Annotated in this window: 13 protein-coding genes; 3 read left to right on the top strand and 10 right to left on the bottom strand. The window is 70.6% G+C overall.

From position 1 onward, the window contains the following. The first annotated feature begins 110 nt into the window (after positions 1 to 110). The gene (locus AB0300_RS04095) at positions 111 to 380 is read left to right on the top strand and encodes a DUF4031 domain-containing protein (protein WP_366215514.1); all 270 of its coding nucleotides are present in this window, start codon (positions 111 to 113) and stop codon (positions 378 to 380) included. Here AB0300_RS04095 and AB0300_RS04090 read toward each other — a convergent pair. Further along, positions 342 to 2759, bottom strand: a complete 2418-nt coding sequence (locus AB0300_RS04090) for an Rne/Rng family ribonuclease (protein WP_366215513.1) — start codon at positions 2757 to 2759, stop codon at positions 342 to 344. The genes AB0300_RS04095 and AB0300_RS04090 overlap by 39 nt on opposite strands. Before the next feature lie 282 nt (positions 2760 to 3041). Here AB0300_RS04090 and AB0300_RS04085 point away from each other — a divergent pair, with 282 nt between their 5' ends. Beyond that, on the top strand, positions 3042 to 3653 hold the full coding sequence (locus AB0300_RS04085; RefSeq protein WP_025104976.1) for a vitamin K epoxide reductase family protein: 612 nt from the start codon (positions 3042 to 3044) through the stop codon (positions 3651 to 3653). 67 nt (positions 3654 to 3720) lie between these two features. On the opposite strand, the gene ndk is transcribed toward AB0300_RS04085, so the two are convergent. The 5 genes from ndk to AB0300_RS04060 all read right to left on the bottom strand — a co-directional run bounded on the left by ndk (position 3721) and on the right by AB0300_RS04060 (position 10523). Further along, positions 3721 to 4137, bottom strand: coding sequence for a nucleoside-diphosphate kinase (gene ndk / locus AB0300_RS04080; protein ID WP_071329548.1), 417 nt, complete (start codon positions 4135 to 4137; stop codon positions 3721 to 3723). A 1-nt stretch (position 4138) separates the two neighbouring features. Next, entirely contained in the window at positions 4139 to 4555 is a 417-nt protein-coding gene (locus AB0300_RS04075; RefSeq protein ID WP_231919630.1) for a DUF4233 domain-containing protein, read from the bottom strand. Beyond that, a complete protein-coding gene (locus AB0300_RS04070; protein WP_062766693.1) occupies positions 4552 to 5904 on the bottom strand; it encodes a folylpolyglutamate synthase/dihydrofolate synthase family protein in 1353 nt (450 codons plus the stop codon). The genes AB0300_RS04075 and AB0300_RS04070 overlap by 4 nt, the downstream gene beginning before the upstream one ends. Beyond that, positions 5901 to 9359, bottom strand: a complete 3459-nt coding sequence (gene ileS / locus AB0300_RS04065) for an isoleucine--tRNA ligase (RefSeq protein WP_366215512.1) — start codon at positions 9357 to 9359, stop codon at positions 5901 to 5903. Before ileS ends, AB0300_RS04070 begins: the two co-directional genes overlap by 4 nt. A 312-nt stretch (positions 9360 to 9671) precedes the next feature. Beyond that, complete coding sequence (locus tag AB0300_RS04060; protein WP_240183581.1) at positions 9672 to 10523, bottom strand: DUF559 domain-containing protein; 852 nt, start codon at positions 10521 to 10523, stop codon at positions 9672 to 9674. 381 nt (positions 10524 to 10904) lie between these two features. On the opposite strand from AB0300_RS04060, the gene AB0300_RS04055 reads away from it, so the two are divergent. Further along, positions 10905 to 11546, top strand: coding sequence for a pentapeptide repeat-containing protein (locus AB0300_RS04055; RefSeq protein ID WP_025104982.1), 642 nt, complete (start codon positions 10905 to 10907; stop codon positions 11544 to 11546). On the opposite strand, the gene AB0300_RS04050 is transcribed toward AB0300_RS04055, so the two are convergent. Genes AB0300_RS04050 through AB0300_RS04035 form a run of 4 tightly spaced genes read right to left on the bottom strand, consistent with a single transcriptional unit; the run spans position 11536 to position 16457 of the window. After that, complete coding sequence (locus tag AB0300_RS04050; RefSeq protein ID WP_366215511.1) at positions 11536 to 13044, bottom strand: ABC transporter ATP-binding protein; 1509 nt, start codon at positions 13042 to 13044, stop codon at positions 11536 to 11538. The two genes, AB0300_RS04055 and AB0300_RS04050, sit on opposite strands and share 11 nt — an antisense overlap. After that, a complete protein-coding gene (locus tag AB0300_RS04045) occupies positions 13041 to 13853 on the bottom strand; it encodes an ABC transporter permease (protein ID WP_062634134.1) in 813 nt (270 codons plus the stop codon). The genes AB0300_RS04050 and AB0300_RS04045 overlap by 4 nt, the downstream gene beginning before the upstream one ends. Further along, positions 13850 to 14797 (bottom strand): ABC transporter permease, encoded by a 948-nt coding sequence (locus AB0300_RS04040; RefSeq protein WP_249521689.1) that lies wholly within the window; start codon positions 14795 to 14797, stop codon positions 13850 to 13852. The genes AB0300_RS04045 and AB0300_RS04040 overlap by 4 nt, the downstream gene beginning before the upstream one ends. 46 nt (positions 14798 to 14843) lie before the next feature. After that, positions 14844 to 16457 (bottom strand): ABC transporter substrate-binding protein, encoded by a 1614-nt coding sequence (locus AB0300_RS04035; RefSeq protein WP_303708671.1) that lies wholly within the window; start codon positions 16455 to 16457, stop codon positions 14844 to 14846. Between the last annotated feature and the right edge of the window lie 27 nt (positions 16458 to 16484).

The following is a 16484-nucleotide window of genomic DNA, read 5'->3' as shown; positions in this document are numbered from 1 at the left end:
GCTTCGGCCGTCGAGGACGAGGCGGCATGCGCACCAAGGGACTACTTTACCGGATGCCGGACGACCTCGCAAAGTGAGCCGGGTGACGGGGCCGGTCGTAGGCTGACGGAGTGACCGTACTCGTCGACGACCCCCGCTGGCCCGCCCACGGACGCCTGTGGGCGCACCTTGTCAGCGACGACAACCTCGACGAGCTGCACGCGTTCGCGCGCAGCCACGGGATCCCGGCGCGGGCCTTCGACCTCGATCACTACGACGTCCCTGAGGACGCGGTCCCCCGGCTCATCGCCGGCGGTGCACAGCACGTCTCCGGCAGGGACCTGGTCACCCGCCTGATCGCGTCAGGCCTCCGGGTCCGCGGACGCGACCGGCGCCACTGACGCCTCCGAGCTCACGGACACCGGCGTGCCGGAGAGCGCGGCGGTGGTGACCCGACGCCGTCCACGACCCTGACCCGGCGCCTTGGGCTCCGGGAGCGCGTCCAGGACCGAGTCGAGAAGCTCCTCGGTCGGCGTCTTCGGCCCCTTGCGGTCGCCGCGCTTCTTCCGGGCCTTCTTCGGGCGCTCGGACGCGGGAGCCGGTGCGGGCTCGGCGGCCGGAGCCTCGGTGACCACGTCACCGGCGGGCGCGATCGTGGATGCGGCGATCTGCGCGAGGGCCGACTTGGCCCCCTCGGTGATGCTGTGGGTCACCGGCGGGGCGGCGGGGGCGGAGTGGCTTCCGCCGCCGTTCCCGTTGCCGTTGCCGCCGTTGCCGCGCTGGCGGCGTCCGCCGTTGCCGTTGCCGCCGTTGTTGTTGTTGCCGTTGCCGTTCGCGCGGTGCTTCACGACCGGGTCGTGGTGGACGATCACGCCGCGACCCGCACACACCTCGCACGCCTCGCTGAAGGTCTCCAGCAGGCCGAGGCCGAGCTTCTTGCGCGTCATCTGCACGAGACCGAGCGAGGTGACCTCGGCGACCTGGTGCTTCGTCCGGTCGCGGCTCAGGCACTCGATGAGTCGACGCAGCACGAGGTCGCGGTTGGACTCCAGCACCATGTCGATGAAGTCGACGACGATGATGCCGCCGATGTCCCGCAGACGCAGCTGGCGGACGATCTCCTCCGCGGCCTCGAGGTTGTTCTTGGTGACGGTCTCCTCGAGGTTTCCGCCAGAGCCGACGAACTTGCCGGTGTTGACGTCGACGACCGTCATGGCCTCGGTGCGGTCGATCACGAGCGAGCCGCCGGAGGGCAGCCACACCTTGCGGTCCAGCGCCTTCTCGATCTGCTCGGTGATGCGGAACGCGTCGAAGGGGTCGACGTCGTCCTCATAGGCCTCGACGCGCTCGAGCAGGTCGGGCGCGACGCTCTCCAGGTACGCCCGGATCGTGCGCTGCGACTCCTCGCCCTGGATGAGCATCTTCGTGAAATCCTCGTTGAAGACATCACGGACGATCTTCACGAGCAGGTCGGGCTCGGCGTGCAGGAGCGCGGGGGCCTGCTGGCTCTCGACCTGCTTCTGGATGTGCTCCCACTGCGAGGTGAGGCGCTGCACGTCGCGGGTCAGCTGCTCCTCGGTGGCGCCCTCGGCCGCCGTGCGGACGATCACGCCGGACGACTCCGGCAGCACCTCCTTGAGGATGCGCTTGAGTCGCGCGCGCTCGTTGTCGGGCAGCTTGCGGCTGATGCCGTTCATCGAGCCGCCGGGCACGTACACCAGGTAGCGGCCGGGCAGCGAGATCTGGCTCGTGAGGCGGGCGCCCTTGTGACCCACGGGGTCCTTGGTGACCTGGACGAGCACGCGATCGCCCGGCTTGAGCGCCAGTTCGATGCGACGGGGCTGGTTGCCGGTCTCGACGCCGTCCCAGTCCACCTCGCCCGAGTAGAGCACGGCGTTGCGGCCGCGACCGATGTCGACGAACGCGGCCTCCATGCTGGGAAGCACGTTCTGCACGCGACCGAGGTAGACGTTGCCGATCAGCGAGGCGTCCTGATTGCGGGCGACGTAGTGCTCCACGAGCACGCCGTCCTCAAGCACGCCGATCTGCGTACGGCCGTTCTTGGAGCGCACGACCATCTTGCGGTCGACGGACTCCCGGCGTGCGAGGAACTCGGCCTCGGTCACGACCGGACGACGACGACCGGCGTCGCGGCCGTCACGACGGCGCTGCTTCTTGGCCTCGAGGCGCGTCGAGCCCTTGATCGCCTTCGGCTCGGTGATGTACTCGACGACGCGCTGACGCTGCCGCGGCTCGTCGCGCTGCTGGTCGTCGCCTTCGGAGCCGCCACGGCGACGACGCCCCCGGCGGCCTCCCCCGGAATCGTCCTGGTCGCGCTCCGGCGCACGGTCGTCGCGACCGGGGCGAGCAGGAAGCGGGACGATCTCCGGTGCGTAGAAGTGCAGCTGGGTCGACACCTGCGACACGAAGACCTCGGGCAGCAGTCCGAGCGACACGGCGGTGACCGGCGCGGGCTTCTCCGGCTGCGCAGGGACCTCGGGCTCGGCAGGAGTTTCGGACTCCGCGGGAGTTTCGGACTCCGCAGGAGCCTCGGACTCCGCAGGAGCCTCGGGCTCGGCAGGAGTTTCGGGCTCGGCAGGCGCCTCGGACTCCGCGGGAGCCTCGGACTCGGCAGGAGCATCCTCCGTCAGAGCCTGCGCTGCGGGAGCCTCGCTCTCCGCCTCGAGCTCTGCGGCGTCGGTGGGCGCCGTCAGCGGCTCCACGGCATCAGCCGGGGCGTCGAGGGCGGGGGCGTTGTTGTCATTGTTCTCATCGGCCATCTCTGGCGTGCTCCCTGGCACGGTCCACTGCGTGTCCCGTGAAATCTCATGCGGCACCCGCGGGTGCCGCGAACTCAATCGGCCTGCGACCGGCTCATGGCTCTGGTCGCGTGGGGCATGGGCCCCGAAGTCTGCTCGACGCGTGTCGCGGCAACGCCGTTCATCGCATCACAGGTCATTATCGCACCAAGTCGGTCCGATCGCGGCATCCCGTCGCTCACCACCCGTTTTCTCCGGGCGGTTCTCGCCCTTTCCATAGCCGTCGCTGGGATAATCCTGAGCATGAGCGAGCAGCGCACCCGCCCCGTCGTCTATGCCGTGTGGTTGATCATCGCGAGCGTCATCGGCTGGTACGCCGCCTTCCAGCTCACCGTCGAGAAGTTCGCACTGCTGGAGAAGCCGCAGGAAGCGCTCGGGTGCGATCTCAGCCCGTTCATCCAGTGCAGCGTCAACCTGCAGTCGTGGCAGGGATCGGTGTTCGGCTTCCCGAACCCGATCATCGGTCTCACCGGCTGGATGGCGCCGCTCGTCGTCGGCGTCGCGATCCTCGCCGGGGCGCGGTTCCCGCGGTGGTTCTGGGCGGCGTTCGGGGCGGGCATCACCTTCGCCTTCGGCCTCGTGTGCTGGTTGATCGCGCAGAGCCTGTACAGCCTCTTCGTGCTCTGCCCCTGGTGCATGGTCACCTGGGCCGTGACGATCCCCACCTTCTTCGCCACGATGGTCCATCTGGCCCGCAACGGCACCTTCACAAGCAACGCGAAGGTCCGAGCGCGCGCCGAGAAGCTCATGCCGTGGGTGCCGCTGGCGACCGTCATCGCGTACGCGCTCATCATCTTCCTCGCGCAGCTGCAGGGACTCGACTTCCTCGGCGAGATGGCGAAGATCCTCTTCTGATCTCTCCGTGAGAACGACGAAGCCCGTCCGCCATTCCGGCGGACGGGCTTCGTCGTGAGGATCGGGATCAGTCGAACCAGATGCCCAGCTCGCGGGCGGCCGACTCGGGGCTGTCCGAGCCGTGCACGAGGTTCTGCTGCACCTTGAGGCCCCAGTCGCGACCGAAGTCACCACGGATGGTGCCGGGCGCGGCGGTCGTGGGGTCGGTCGTGCCGGCGAGAGAGCGGAAGCCCTCGATGACACGGTTGCCGGCGAGACGGATCGCCACCGAGGGGCCGGACATCATGAACTCGAGCAGGGGCTCGTAGAACGGCTTGCCCTCGTGCTCGGCGTAGTGTGCGGCGAGCAGGTCGCGGTCGGGCTCGACGAGGCGGATGTCGACGAGCGCGTAGCCCTTCGCCTCGATGCGGGCGAGGATCGTGCCGGTGAGGCCGCGGGCGACACCGTCCGGCTTGACGAGGACGAGGGTTTCTTCGGTGGCCATGTCATTCACTCTCTGTGTCTGCGTTCTGCGCGGTCGGAGCCCCGCTCGGGCGTCGTGCGTCCAGGCGGGCCCCCATGATGGTCGCATACGCCCACATGCCGCCGAAAATCAGGACGACGAGAAGCACCGCAGGGACGGCGATGGCCGACAACGCGACCACGATCTGCACGATCCATCCGGCGGGGATCGCCCAGGGCTTCGTGATCATGCCCGCGATGACGACGCAGGCCACGGCCACGACGGCACCGCCCACGATCCCCCACCACTGCTCGATGCCGGCGGGCAGAGCCTTCAAGCCGAAGATGGTGAGGCCGACGAGGAAGACGACGATCGCCTCGAAGCCGAGCACCACCGGGGCGAGCTTCTGCACGAGGGTGCGCGGGGCGCGCGGTCGACGCGGGGCGGCGGCGGCACTCATGCGCGCCACCCCGACTTCCAGTCCTCCTCCTCGGAGAGCGCGATCGCCTCGCCCGCGAGCACGACGGAGCCGGCGATGACCACGGCCCGACGATCCGACGAGGCCGCCCATTCCCGGGCCGCGTCCGCGGCGTCTGCGAGGGACGGGTGCACGGTGGCGCGCTGTCCGGCCTGTTCGACGAGATCGGCGATGAGGTCGGCATCGCTGGCGCGGTCCGACTCCGGCGCGGTCGCGAAGACGTGCGCGGCGGCCGGCGCGAGCCGCGCGACGATCCCCGCCGCGTCCTTGTCCGCGAGGACGCCGAGCACCAGGCCCCACTCGTCGAAGTCGAAGCTGTCGTCCAGCGCCTGGGCGAGCGCCGCGGCACCGTGCGGGTTGTGCGCGGCGTCGACGATGACGGTGGGAGCGATGCCGAGGAGCTGCAGGCGGCCGGGAGATGTGCTGCCCTGGAGTCCGTCGGAGATCACGCCGCCGGCGATCGCCTGGCCGGCGCCGCCGATGAGCGACTCGACGGCGGCGACGGCCAGCGCGGCGTTGTGGCCCTGGTGCGCGCCGTACAGCGGCAGGTACTCCTCCTCGTACTGCCCCGCAAGGCCCCGGATGGTGAGGAGCTGACCGCCCACGGCGAGCTTCTGCTCGGCGAGCCCGAAGTCCTCGCCTTCGAAGGCGATGGTGGCATGGCGCTCCGCGGCCACGCGGCGCAGCACCTCGGCGGCCTCGGCGGGCTGCTGGGCGGAGACGACGGCGGCGCCCTCCTTGATGATGCCGGCCTTGACCTGGGCGATCTCGGCGATCGTGCTTCCCAGGCGGTCCGCGTGGTCGATGTCGATCGGAGCGAACACCGCCACGTCGCCGTCGGCGGTGTTCGTGGAGTCCCACTCCCCGCCCATGCCGACCTCGAGCACGAGCACGTCGACGGGTGCGTCGGCGACCGCGACGAAGGCGAGGACCGTGAGCAGCTCGAAGAACGTCAGCGGGGCCTCCCCTGCCGCCTCGAGCTCGGCGTCGACGATCCCCACGAACGGCTCGATCTCGTCCCAGGCGTCGGCGACGGCCTCATCGGAGATCGGCTCGCCGTCGATCATGATGCGCTCGGTGAAGCGCTCCAGGTGCGGGCTCGTGAACAGGCCGGTGCGCAGGTCATGGGCACGCAGCAGGCTCTCGATCATCCGCGCGGTCGACGTCTTGCCGTTGGTGCCGGTGATGTGGATGACGCGGTAGGTGCGCTGGGGATCGTCGAGGTACTCGAGGATCCGCGCCGTCCGCTCCTTGCGCGGCTGCACCCAGCGTTCCCCGGCACGGCTCAGCAGCGTCTCGTAGACGGCGTCGGCCCGGTCTCTCGCACTCATGCGCCCACCTCGATCTTGGTTACGGAGATCGTGAAGTCACCGCGGTTGGCATACTTCCCGCTCGGAACATCCACGGCGAATTCGATAGCAGCATCGGCAACGGAGTCCGCCGACGCCGCAAACACGGCTGCGTATCCGAGGGCGATGGAACCATCCGGATCCACGACGGCATACTCCTCGGCCAGCGTTTCTTCAGCGACTCGCGCGGCGTCGAATGCGGCGGCAACGGCGTCCGCATCGTCGGCGTTAGCGAAGGAGAGCCTCAGTCGAATGCGGTCGCTCACGTCAAGTCCCGCGTTCTTCCGCGTCTCCTGGGTCGCGCGGATAACGTCGCGCGCTAGACCCTCGGCCTCCAGCTCCGGCGTCGTGTCGGTGTCGAGCAGGACGAACCCTCCGGACGGGACGATGGCCAGGGCCTCCCCCTCGGGGCGACCCGTGGTCTCGAGGACGAGGTCGTACTCGGCGGGCTCCAGCGCGATGCCGCCGGCGGTCACGACGCCGTCGGTCTCGGACCAGTCACCCGAGCGCGCGGCCTGGATGGCCTTCTGCACGTCCTTGCCGAGGCGCGGACCCGCGGCGCGGGCGTTCACGCTCAGCCGGTGGCTGATGCCGTACTCCCCGGCCGCCTCGTCGGTCAGCGGGACGAGCTCGACGGTCTTCACGTTGAGCTCCTCGCGGAGGATGTCCTCGAACTGGCCGAGGTCGCCCGCGAGCGGAGAGACCACCGTGAGCCGTGCGAGCGGCAGGCGCACGCGCAGCTTCTCCTTCTTGCGCAGCGCGTTGCTGACGCTCGATAGCTCACGGACGGCATCCATGGCGTCGCGGATCTCGTCGGCGGCGGGGAACTGATCCGCATCCGGCCAGTCCTGCAGGTGCACGCTGCGCCCGCCGGTGAGCCCCTGCCACACGCGCTCGCTGATGAGCGGGACGAGCGGCGCGGCCACGCGGCACAGCGTCTCCAGCACGGTGTACAGGGTGTCGAACGCCTCGCGGCTCTTCGGGTCGTCCGTCACGCCCACCCAGAACCGGTCGCGCGAACGGCGGATGTACCAGTTCGTCAGCACCTCGGCGAAGTCGCGCAGTCGCGCGGACGCGGTGGTCGAGTCCAGACCCTCCAGATCGGCCCGGACCTCGCGGACGAGGTCGCCCAGCCGCGCGAGGATGTACCGGTCGAGGACGTCGGTCGAGTCGGTGCGCCACGATGCCTCGTACCCGCCTCCCTGGGTTGCTGAGCCTGCTCCTCCCTGGGTTGCTGAGCCTGTCGAAGCATTCGCATACGTCGCGAAGAAGTACCACGAGTTCCACAGCGGCAGCAGGAACTCCCGCACGCCGGACCGGATGCCCTCCTCGGTGACGATGAGGTTGCCGCCACGGAGCACTGCGCTCGACATCAGGAACCAGCGCATCGCGTCGGACCCGTCGCGGTCCAGAACCTCGGACACGTCGGGGTAGTTCCGCAGCGACTTCGACATCTTGTAGCCGTCGCTGCCGAGTACGATGCCGTGGCAGCTGACGCCCGTGAACGCCGGGCGGTTGAACAGCGCCGTCGAGAGCACGTGCATGACGTAGAACCAGCCGCGGGTCTGGCCGATGTACTCCACGATGAAGTCCGCCGGGGAGTGCGAGTCGAACCACTCCTGGTTCTCGAACGGATAGTGCACCTGGGCGTACGGCATCGAGCCGGAGTCGAACCACACGTCGAAGACGTCGCCGATGCGCCGCATCGTGCTCTTGCCCGTGGGGTCGTCGGGGTTCGGCCTCGTCAGGTCGTCGATGTAGGGGCGGTGCAGGTCCACCTCGCCCTCCGGGTTGCGCGGCAGCGTGCCGAAGTCGCGCTCCAGCTCCTCCAGCGAGCCGTAGGCGTCGACGCGCGGGTACTCCGGGTCGTCGCTCTTCCAGATCGGGATGGGCGAGCCCCAGTAGCGGTTGCGGCTGATCGACCAGTCGCGGGCGCCCTCGAGCCACTTGCCGAACTGCCCCTCCTTCACGTTCTCCGGCACCCAGGTGATCTGCTCGTTGTTCGCGAGGAGGTCGTCCTTGATGTCGGTGACCCGGATGAACCAGCTCGACACGGCCTTGTAGATGAGGGGGTTCCGGCAGCGCCAGCAGTGCGGGTAGGAGTGCTCGTAGCTCTGAAGCCGGACCAGACGGCCGTTGTCGCGGATGATCCGCACGAGCGGGGTGTTCGCGTCCATCCACAGCTCGCCCGCGACATCCGTGACGTTCGGGAGGAAGCGCCCGCCGTCGTCGAGCGACAGGATCGTCGGGATGCCCGCAGCGCCGGCGACGCGCTGGTCGTCCTCACCGTAGGCCGGTGCCTGGTGGACGATGCCGGTGCCATCGGTGGTGGTCACATAGTCGTCGACGAGGATGCGCCAGGCGTTCCCCGTGCCGTAGGTCTCCTCGTCCGCGTAGTAGTCGAACAGGCGGTCGTAGGTGACGTCCGCCAACTCTGCACCGCGCAGCGTGGCGTCGACCGCGGCGAGCGCGTCCTCCGGGCTCTCGTAACCGAGATCCTTGGCATACCCGCCGAGCAGATCCTTCGCGAGCAGGTAGCGGTGCGCGGAGGCCTCGACCGCGAGCTGGTCGGCCGAGGGAGCGGCGCGTCCCTGGTGCACGTCGGAGGCGCCGGCGGGACCGGCGGGCAGCACGACGTACTCGATGTCCGGCCCCACGGCGAGCGCGAGGTTGGTCGGCAGGGTCCAGGGGGTCGTCGTCCAGGCGAGGGCGCGCACGCCGGTGAGCCCGAGCGCCTCGGCCTTCGCGCCGGTGAGCGGGAAGGTGACCGTGACCGACGGGTCCTGTCGCATCTGGTAGACGTCGTCGTCCATGCGCAGCTCGTGGGCGGACAACGGCGTCTCATCGCGCCAGCAGTACGGGAGCACACGGTACCCCTCGTAGGCGAGCCCCTTGTCGTACAGGGTCTTGAAGGCCCAGAGCACGCTCTCCATGTAGCCGAGGTCGAGCGTCTTGTAGCCGCGCTCGAAGTCCACCCACCGGGCCTGGCGGGTGACGTAGTCCTCCCACTCCCGCGTGTACTTCAGGACCGAGGAGCGCGCCTTCTCGTTGAAGACGTCGATCCCCATCTCCTCGATCTCGCTCTTCTCGGTGATCCCGAGCTGCTTCATCGCCTCGAGCTCGGCGGGGAGCCCGTGGGTGTCCCATCCGAAGACGCGGTCGACCTTGTGCCCGATCATGGTCTGGAAGCGCGGGAACACGTCCTTCGCGTAGCCCGTGAGCAGGTGGCCGTAGTGCGGCAGACCGTTCGCGAAGGGAGGGCCGTCGTAGAACACCCACTCGGGGGCACCCTCGCGCTGCTCGATGGAGGCGCGGAAGGTGTCGTCGGTCTTCCAGAAGTCGAGCACCTCCTCCTCGATCTGCGGGAAGCGGGGGCTCGGCGCCACAGTGGTGGCCTGGTCGGCAGCGGGGCCGAAGGAGGAGCGCGGGTAGGTCATGGTCTCTCGCAGTGGTCGTCGTGGCGGATGCTGCTGCGAGGACGATCCTCGCGGACCGCGGTACCACCTCGCGTGCCCCTGCGTCCCCTCGACAAGCTCAGAGACCCACGGACCACTCTCACTGCGGCTGTGACGGGCCTGCCCCGCTCGGTTCTACTGAGTCCGTCGCCGGACCGTTCTTCCGAGAGCTCCCCGGTGATGGCCGGATCGATGCTCGTGTGCCCATTGTACGCGTGCTCCTCCTCCCGCGGATTCTCTTCGACGTCGCAGGACCTGGGGACATCCCTGCGACCCGGGGCGGGATCTGCGACATCACGCCGTGCGAGCACGATGCAGTCCCTGGGCGACGGCGCGCATGACGAGGTCCTGCACCGCGGGCCACTCGTCCATCACCTGGTGGTAGCCCAGACGGATGACGTGGTAGCCGCGCAGCTTCAGCTCCGCCTCGTGGCGGTTGTCCTGGTCGCGCTGGGCTCCGACATGCGTGCCGCCGTCGATCTGCAGCACGAGCCGCTCGCCGATCAGGGCGTCCACTCGGTGCCCGGCGATCCACGTCTGGAAGCGCAGCGGCAGCCGGAGCCAGCGCAGTCGCACGCGCAGGTAGGTCTCGAGCCCCGCATCCGCGAACGGCAGCGCCTCGGCCAGGAGCCGCCGCGCGCGCGGTCCCCAGCGGAGTCGGAGCAGGCTCTCTCGATCGACGAGCCCCTTGTTCAATGCCGACTCCCAGGTCGCGAGCGCCTGTTCGTACGGCTCGCACGTGGACACCAGGCTCAGCACGTTCTCGATCGGGTCCTCCAGGGCATCGGGGTGTCGCGGGACCAGAGGCCGAGCCCAGTGCACGCGGGCCTCCGGCGGCTTCCCGCCCCGGCTGCCCGGGCTGGCCGCGAGGTGAAGGCGCGGTCTCTCGTCGTGCACCCAGATGCCCAGCCGCCGCGCCTGCGTCACGCACGTCAGCAGAACACCGTGTTGCGCCGCGGTCACCCGACGCGGATCGGCGTCGGGCAGCGCCACCCACCCCACCCGCACCCGCTGGATCATCCGCTCCGAGACCGCCGTCTCGAGGTCGTACCGGCTGACCCCGTATTCCCGGAGCCGCTCGACCCGCGCGACTCCGTCGACCTCGCGCATCGCCTGCAGCAGCCGTGCCCGCCTCATCCCGTTCATGCCCCCGATGCTGCTCCCCATCCCCTCCCGTGCTCCCCACCCCGGCCAGCTCCTCCCATTCCCTGTGCACAACTCCCCCCACACCCCCTCCCGTGCAGCCCGAGTCCCTCTCCTCCGGACCCCCGCTCGATGTCGCAGATTCCCGCCCACGTCGGAGGAAACCGCCGAGGGCCTGCGACGCGGCGCAGATCAGCGATCTCTCGCAGGCTGAGGCCCGGAGCCACGGAGCTGGGTCAGGGCCGCGGTGGGCCGGGGCCAGGTCGCAGATTGGGACTCCTGTCGCAGGGGCTGCGCGAGAGGGGGCGACACGGTGAGGATCTGCGACCTGGGACCGGAGCAGGACGGAGTGAGGGTGTCGGAGCGAGGACATAGCCTCGGAGGATGCCGAACTCCCCGACCGCACCCCGTGTGTCCGCGCCCGACCTCCCGCCCGTGCTGGAGCCCCGTGAAGCCGCGCGCCGGGCCGACCTCCTCGCCGCCGCCCTGGAGCTCACGGGCACCGTCGACCTCGCGTACGCCACGCTCGAGCAGTGCGCGGTCCAGGCGGACGCCGACAGCATCGACCTCACCGGGGCCACGCTCCTCGACGTCGACCTGCCCGAACCGCGCATCGCGTCGCTCCGGCTGCGGAACGCGAGCATCCGTCGACTCCGGATCACGGGCGGCCGCATCGGGACCCTCGACCTCGGTGACGCCCGCGTGGCCGAGCTCGAGCTGCGGGACGTGCGCATCGACTACCTGAACCTGGGCGCCGCCCGCGCCGAAGACGTCGACGTCGTGGGATGCGCCGTCCGCACGATCGACATCCCGCAGGCCGAACTGACACGCGTCCGGTTCCAGGCCACGCGCAGCGACGAGGTCGACCCCCGGGGCCTGCGCGCGAAGGACGTGGACCTCCGCGGCCTCGACGCGCTCTCCTACCTCGACGTCCAGAGCCTGCGCGGCACCACGCTCTCGTCGGTGCAGGTGCAGCAGCTCGCCCCGGTGATGGCGGCCGGGCTCGGGATCACCGTCACGGACTGACGGGGCCGCTGGCCGCAAGCAGCTCCCGGGTGAACGGATGCTGCGGCGCCGCGAACACCGCCGCCGTGGGCCCCTGCTCGACGATCCGGCCGTCCTGCATGACCAGGACGTCGTCCGCGACGGCGCCGACGACGTCGAGGTCGTGGGAGACGAAGACCATCGTGAGCCGCCGCTCCTCCTGCACCCGCCCGAGGAGCCGGAGCACCCGCTCGCGCACCGAGGGGTCGAGGGCGGAGACGGGCTCGTCCAGCACCAGCACGTCCGGGTCCGCCGCGAGAGCGCGGGCCAGGGCCGCCCGTTGCCGCTGCCCGCCCGACAGCGCCGCCGGCCGTCGGGCCGCCAGACTCGCATCGAGCCCGACCTCCGCGAGCAGCGCCGCCACCCGCTTCCGACGCGCACCACGCGGCACCCCTCCCGCCTCCAGTGCCTCCTCCAGCGACCGCCCGACCGTCCACCGCGGGTCGAAGGCGCCGAGCGGGTTCTGGTGCACGAGCTGCACGCGCGGCGTTCCGGTCCAGCGCAGCACTCCGGTGTCCGGCCTCTCGACGCCCACCAGCATCCGGGCGAGGGTCGTCTTGCCCGATCCGGATTCGCCGACGATGCCCAGCGTCCGACCGGCAGACACCGTGAACGAGGCGTCGACGACGGCGGCCACCCCGCCGAACGCCTTGGACACCTCCTCGGCGACGACCACGACGTCCGAGGACGCCGCACGCTCCTCCCGCGGCTCATGCATCGTCGCCGCGATGAGCTGCCGCGTGTACGGGTGGCGGGGGGCAGCGAGCACCTCCGCGACCGGGCCGGACTCCACGATCCGGCCGTCCTTCATCACGAGCACGCGATCCGCCACCCGCCGCACGGCCGCGAAGTCGTGGCTGATGAACACCACGGCGGTGCCGTCGTCGGCGATCTCCCGCAGCAGCACGAGGATCCGGGCCTGCACGGTCGCGTCCAGGGCAGTGGTGGGCTCATCAGCGACGAGCACCGCGGGGTTCCCGGCGAGCGCCGAGGCGATGAGCGCGCGCTGCCGCAATCCTCCGGAGAGCTCCTGCGGACGCTGCCGTGCACGGCGGTCGGGGTCGGGCATCCACACCCGTCCGAGAAGCTCCCGCACCCGCGCGGCGAGGGCCGCGCGCCCGCGCACGAGGCGGTGCAGCCGCAGCGGCTCGGCGATCTCGTCCGCGATCCGTCGCAACGGGTCCAGTGACACGAGGGCGTCCTGCGAGACGAGGCCGATCCTGGTCCCCCGGAGCCGCCGCCAGCCGCGCTCGGTCAGGGTGGCGGCGTCCACCCCGTCGATGCGGAGCCGGTCGACGGCGACGTCTGCCGTCGGCGGCGTGAGGCCGAGCAGAGCGCGGGCCGAGAGCGACTTCCCCGCCCCCGACTCCCCGACGATCGCCACGCACTCGCCGGCGTCCACCGTGAACGAGACGTCCTCCACGACGGGAGTCCCCGCGAAGGCGATCCGCAGCCCCTCGACCTCCAGCGCCGCACTCATGCGTCCCTCCCGTCCGCCCGCGCTCGGAGGATGCGTCCGACCACCGTCGCGCACACCACCGTCAGCGTGATCGCGAGTCCGGGGAAGACCGACACCCACCAGGCCTGTCCGAGCACATTGCGCCCGCCGGCGAGCATGAGGCCCCATTCCGGGGTCGGCTCGGACGGCCCGAGACCCAGAAAGCTCAGTCCGGCGGCGGCGAGGATGCTCGACCCGATGCCGATGGTCGCCAGCACGCTCAGCGCACCCAGCACACCGGGCACGACGTGGCGGCGGAACGCCCGCAGCGGCGGCACGCCGAGGATCCGGGCGGCCTCGACATGCTCGGCCACGCGCAGCGTCCTGGTCTGCACGCGGGCGAGGCGCACGTACACGGGTGCGGCGGCCAGCGTCACCGCGATGGCGATGTTCACCGGTCCCGGACCCAGCACGGCCACCACGACGAGCGCCACCAGGAACTCCGGGAACGCCATGAGCACGTCGTTGATGCGCATGAGCGTGACGTCCACACCCCGAGGGGACATGCCGGCGAGCGCCCCCACGAGCAGGCCCGCGGCGAGGGCGATGGCGGTGGCGAGAAGCCCGATCCCCACCGAGCGCCCCGCGCCGAACACCACGCGGGAGTACACGTCGCGGCCGCTCTGATCGGTGCCGAAGAGGTGCTCGGCACTCGGCGGCAGCAGAGCGGCCCGGACCTCGGTCTGCAGCGGATCGTGCGTGGCGAGCAGCCCCGGCCACAGGGCGGCGACGGCGACCACCGCCAGCACGAGCACGGCGGAGCCCAGAAGAATGCGCTGCCCCCGACTCATCGGACGACTCCGGGTCGGGAGGAGGCGGCGACGCGGGGGTCGATGAGCGGATGCACGAGCTCCACCACCACGTTGATGACGACGAAGACGAGAGCGCTCAGCAGGATGATGCCGGTGAGGACGGGGAGATCGCGGTCGTTGATGGCGGCGAGGGTGACCCGCCCCAGGCCGGGCCGGGCGAACACGGTCTCGACGAGAACCGCACCCCCGAGGACTGAGCCGGTGAGATAGGCCGCGAGGGTGACCGCCGACGCGGCGCCGTGGCGCACCCCGTGCCGCAGCGTGAACCAGGTGGGTCCGGCACCCCGCGCACGGACCGTCTCCGCGAAGGGCATCCGTTCCGCCTGCATCAGCCCATCACGCAGCACCTGGCTGAGCAGTGCGGCCACCGGGAGGGCGAGCGTGATCGCCGGGAGGACGATGGTCGCCGGATTGCGGGTGCCCGAGACGGGGAACCAGCCGAGACCGAACGCGAAGACGCTGAGCAGCAGCAGCCCGATCCAGAACACCGGCGAGGAGAGCACCACGAGCTCGACGCCGGCGGCGACGGTGCGCCCGACGCGGCCCCGCACGAAGACCGCGACCGCGAGGGCGAGGACGATGGCGATCCCCAGCGCCAGGGCCGAGAGCTGCACCGTCGCACCCAGCTGCCGTCCGATGACCTCGGTCACCGGCAGCCGCAGCTGGTACGACTCGCCGAGGTCACCCCGGGCGAGCTGCCCCATGAAGCCGACGTACTGCTCCAGCGGCGGGCGGTCGAGCCCGAGATCGGCGCGGATGCCGTCCTTGACCGCCTCGCTCACCTGCGCCTGCGGCCCCAGCATCACCGAGACCGGGTCGCCGGGGATCACCCGGAAGGCCAGGAACGCGACCGTCGCGGCGCCCCACAGCACGATGACCACCGAGGCGACGAGCCCGAGGGCGCGGCCGAGCACCGCCGTCACGGTTCGATCACTCCGCCCGCTCCCTCGAAACGACGGCCGCCGGATGTCAGCCGAGGCTCACATCGTAGAAGAGCGGCCGCCCGTAGAGGTCGTAGTCCAGACCCTGCACGCGCTCGCCGACCGCTGTGATCGCCGAGGGGCTGTAGAGCGGGACGATGGCCGTGTACTCCGCGTTCCACTCCTGCAGCTGCGTGTAGAGCTCGTTGCGGGCGTCCTGGTCGCTCGACGCGACGGCCTCTTCCAGGAGCGCGTCGATCTCCGGGTCGCTCACCTGCGAGGCGTTCTGGAAGCCGTCGGTGTGCAGGTGCGCACGGAGGAAGTCGGCGTCCACGCCGGAGAAGCCCCAGTCGGTGAGGTCGAACGTCTTCGGCTCGTACTGGGCGTTGTAGGCACCGGGCTCCAGCTCCTCGCGCTGCACCTCGAAGCCGATGGCCTTGAGATCCGACTGGATCGCGTTGGCCAGCGCCGCGCGGTCGTCGGGGACCGGAGTCCAGGCGATCCATCGCACGGACAGGCGCTCGCCGTCCTTCATGCGGATGCCGTCCGCGTCGCGCTCCGTCCAGCCGGCCTCGTCGAGCAGGGCGTTCGCGGCGTCCTGATCGAACGGCCAGGAGTCCTCCAGCGACGCGTCATAGCCCGGGGTCGTGCTGCCGAGGACGCTCCACGCCCGCGGGAACTGCCCGAAGTAGATCTCCTCGACCGCCGCGTCGACGTCGATGCCGCGGGCGAACGCCTGCCGCACCTTCTCGTCGGCGAAGACGCCGTACTTCTCGTTCAGGTAGAGCGAGTAGGGCAGTCCGGGGTACTCCACCGAGTCGACCGTGACGCCGGCGTCGTCCAGACCGGCGACCTGGTTCGGCGGGATGTTACTGGCGAGGTCGGCTTCGCCGCTCTCGATCACTCCGGTACGCACCGACGCCTCCGGCTGGATCTGCACGCGCAGCGTCTCGAACGCCGGCGCCTTCGTCTCGTGCGGACCCCAGGCGTAGTCGTCGTTGCGCGTGTAGACGATCTCCTGGTCGGCGGTGTACTCGGTGAGCACGAAGGGTCCGGTGCCGACCGTGACGTCGGGGCCGCCCGCCTTGAGCTTGTCGGCCGACTCGGCGAGCACGGCCGGCGAGTAGAAGCCGAGCTGCGGGGTGCTGGCCGCCTGCAGGAACGGCGCATACGGCTGCGTGAACGAGACCTTCACCGTGTGGTCGTCGACGACCTCGGTGCCGGCGTAGAAGTCCGCACCGAGCATGCTCGCCGCCTGGGCCGAGGCGGTCTCCGGGTCGACGATCCGGTCGAAGTTCGCCTTCACGGCCTCCGCGTCGAACGGCTCGCCGTCGGTGAAGGTCACGTCGTCGCGCAGCGTGAAGGTGTACTCCGTGCTGTCCGGCGAGACGTCCCAGCTCTTCGCGAGCCACGGGCTGAACGTGCCGTCGTCCTCCTGGAACACCAGGGAGTCGAGCACCGCGCGCTGCACCATGCCGGAGACGTCGAGCTGGCTCACCTGCGGGTCCATGTGCCCCGCGGACAGGTTCGCGCCCTCGATCGACCACACGAGCTCACCGCCGTCGCTGTCCGTGGACGGGCCCGCGCACGCGGTCAGCACCAGGGCGGTGGCGGCGGCGAGCGCAGCGAGGGGAAGGAGGCGACGCACAGGGGTGGCGGGCATGGGGATTCCTCAGAACGGACGGGTCGG

The organism is Microbacterium sp. NPDC078814 (assembly GCF_040702645.1).
Taxonomy (GTDB): domain Bacteria; phylum Actinomycetota; class Actinomycetes; order Actinomycetales; family Microbacteriaceae; genus Microbacterium.
Note: the sequence above shows the minus strand (reverse complement) of the source record. Positions and strands in the feature narration are given on the sequence as shown.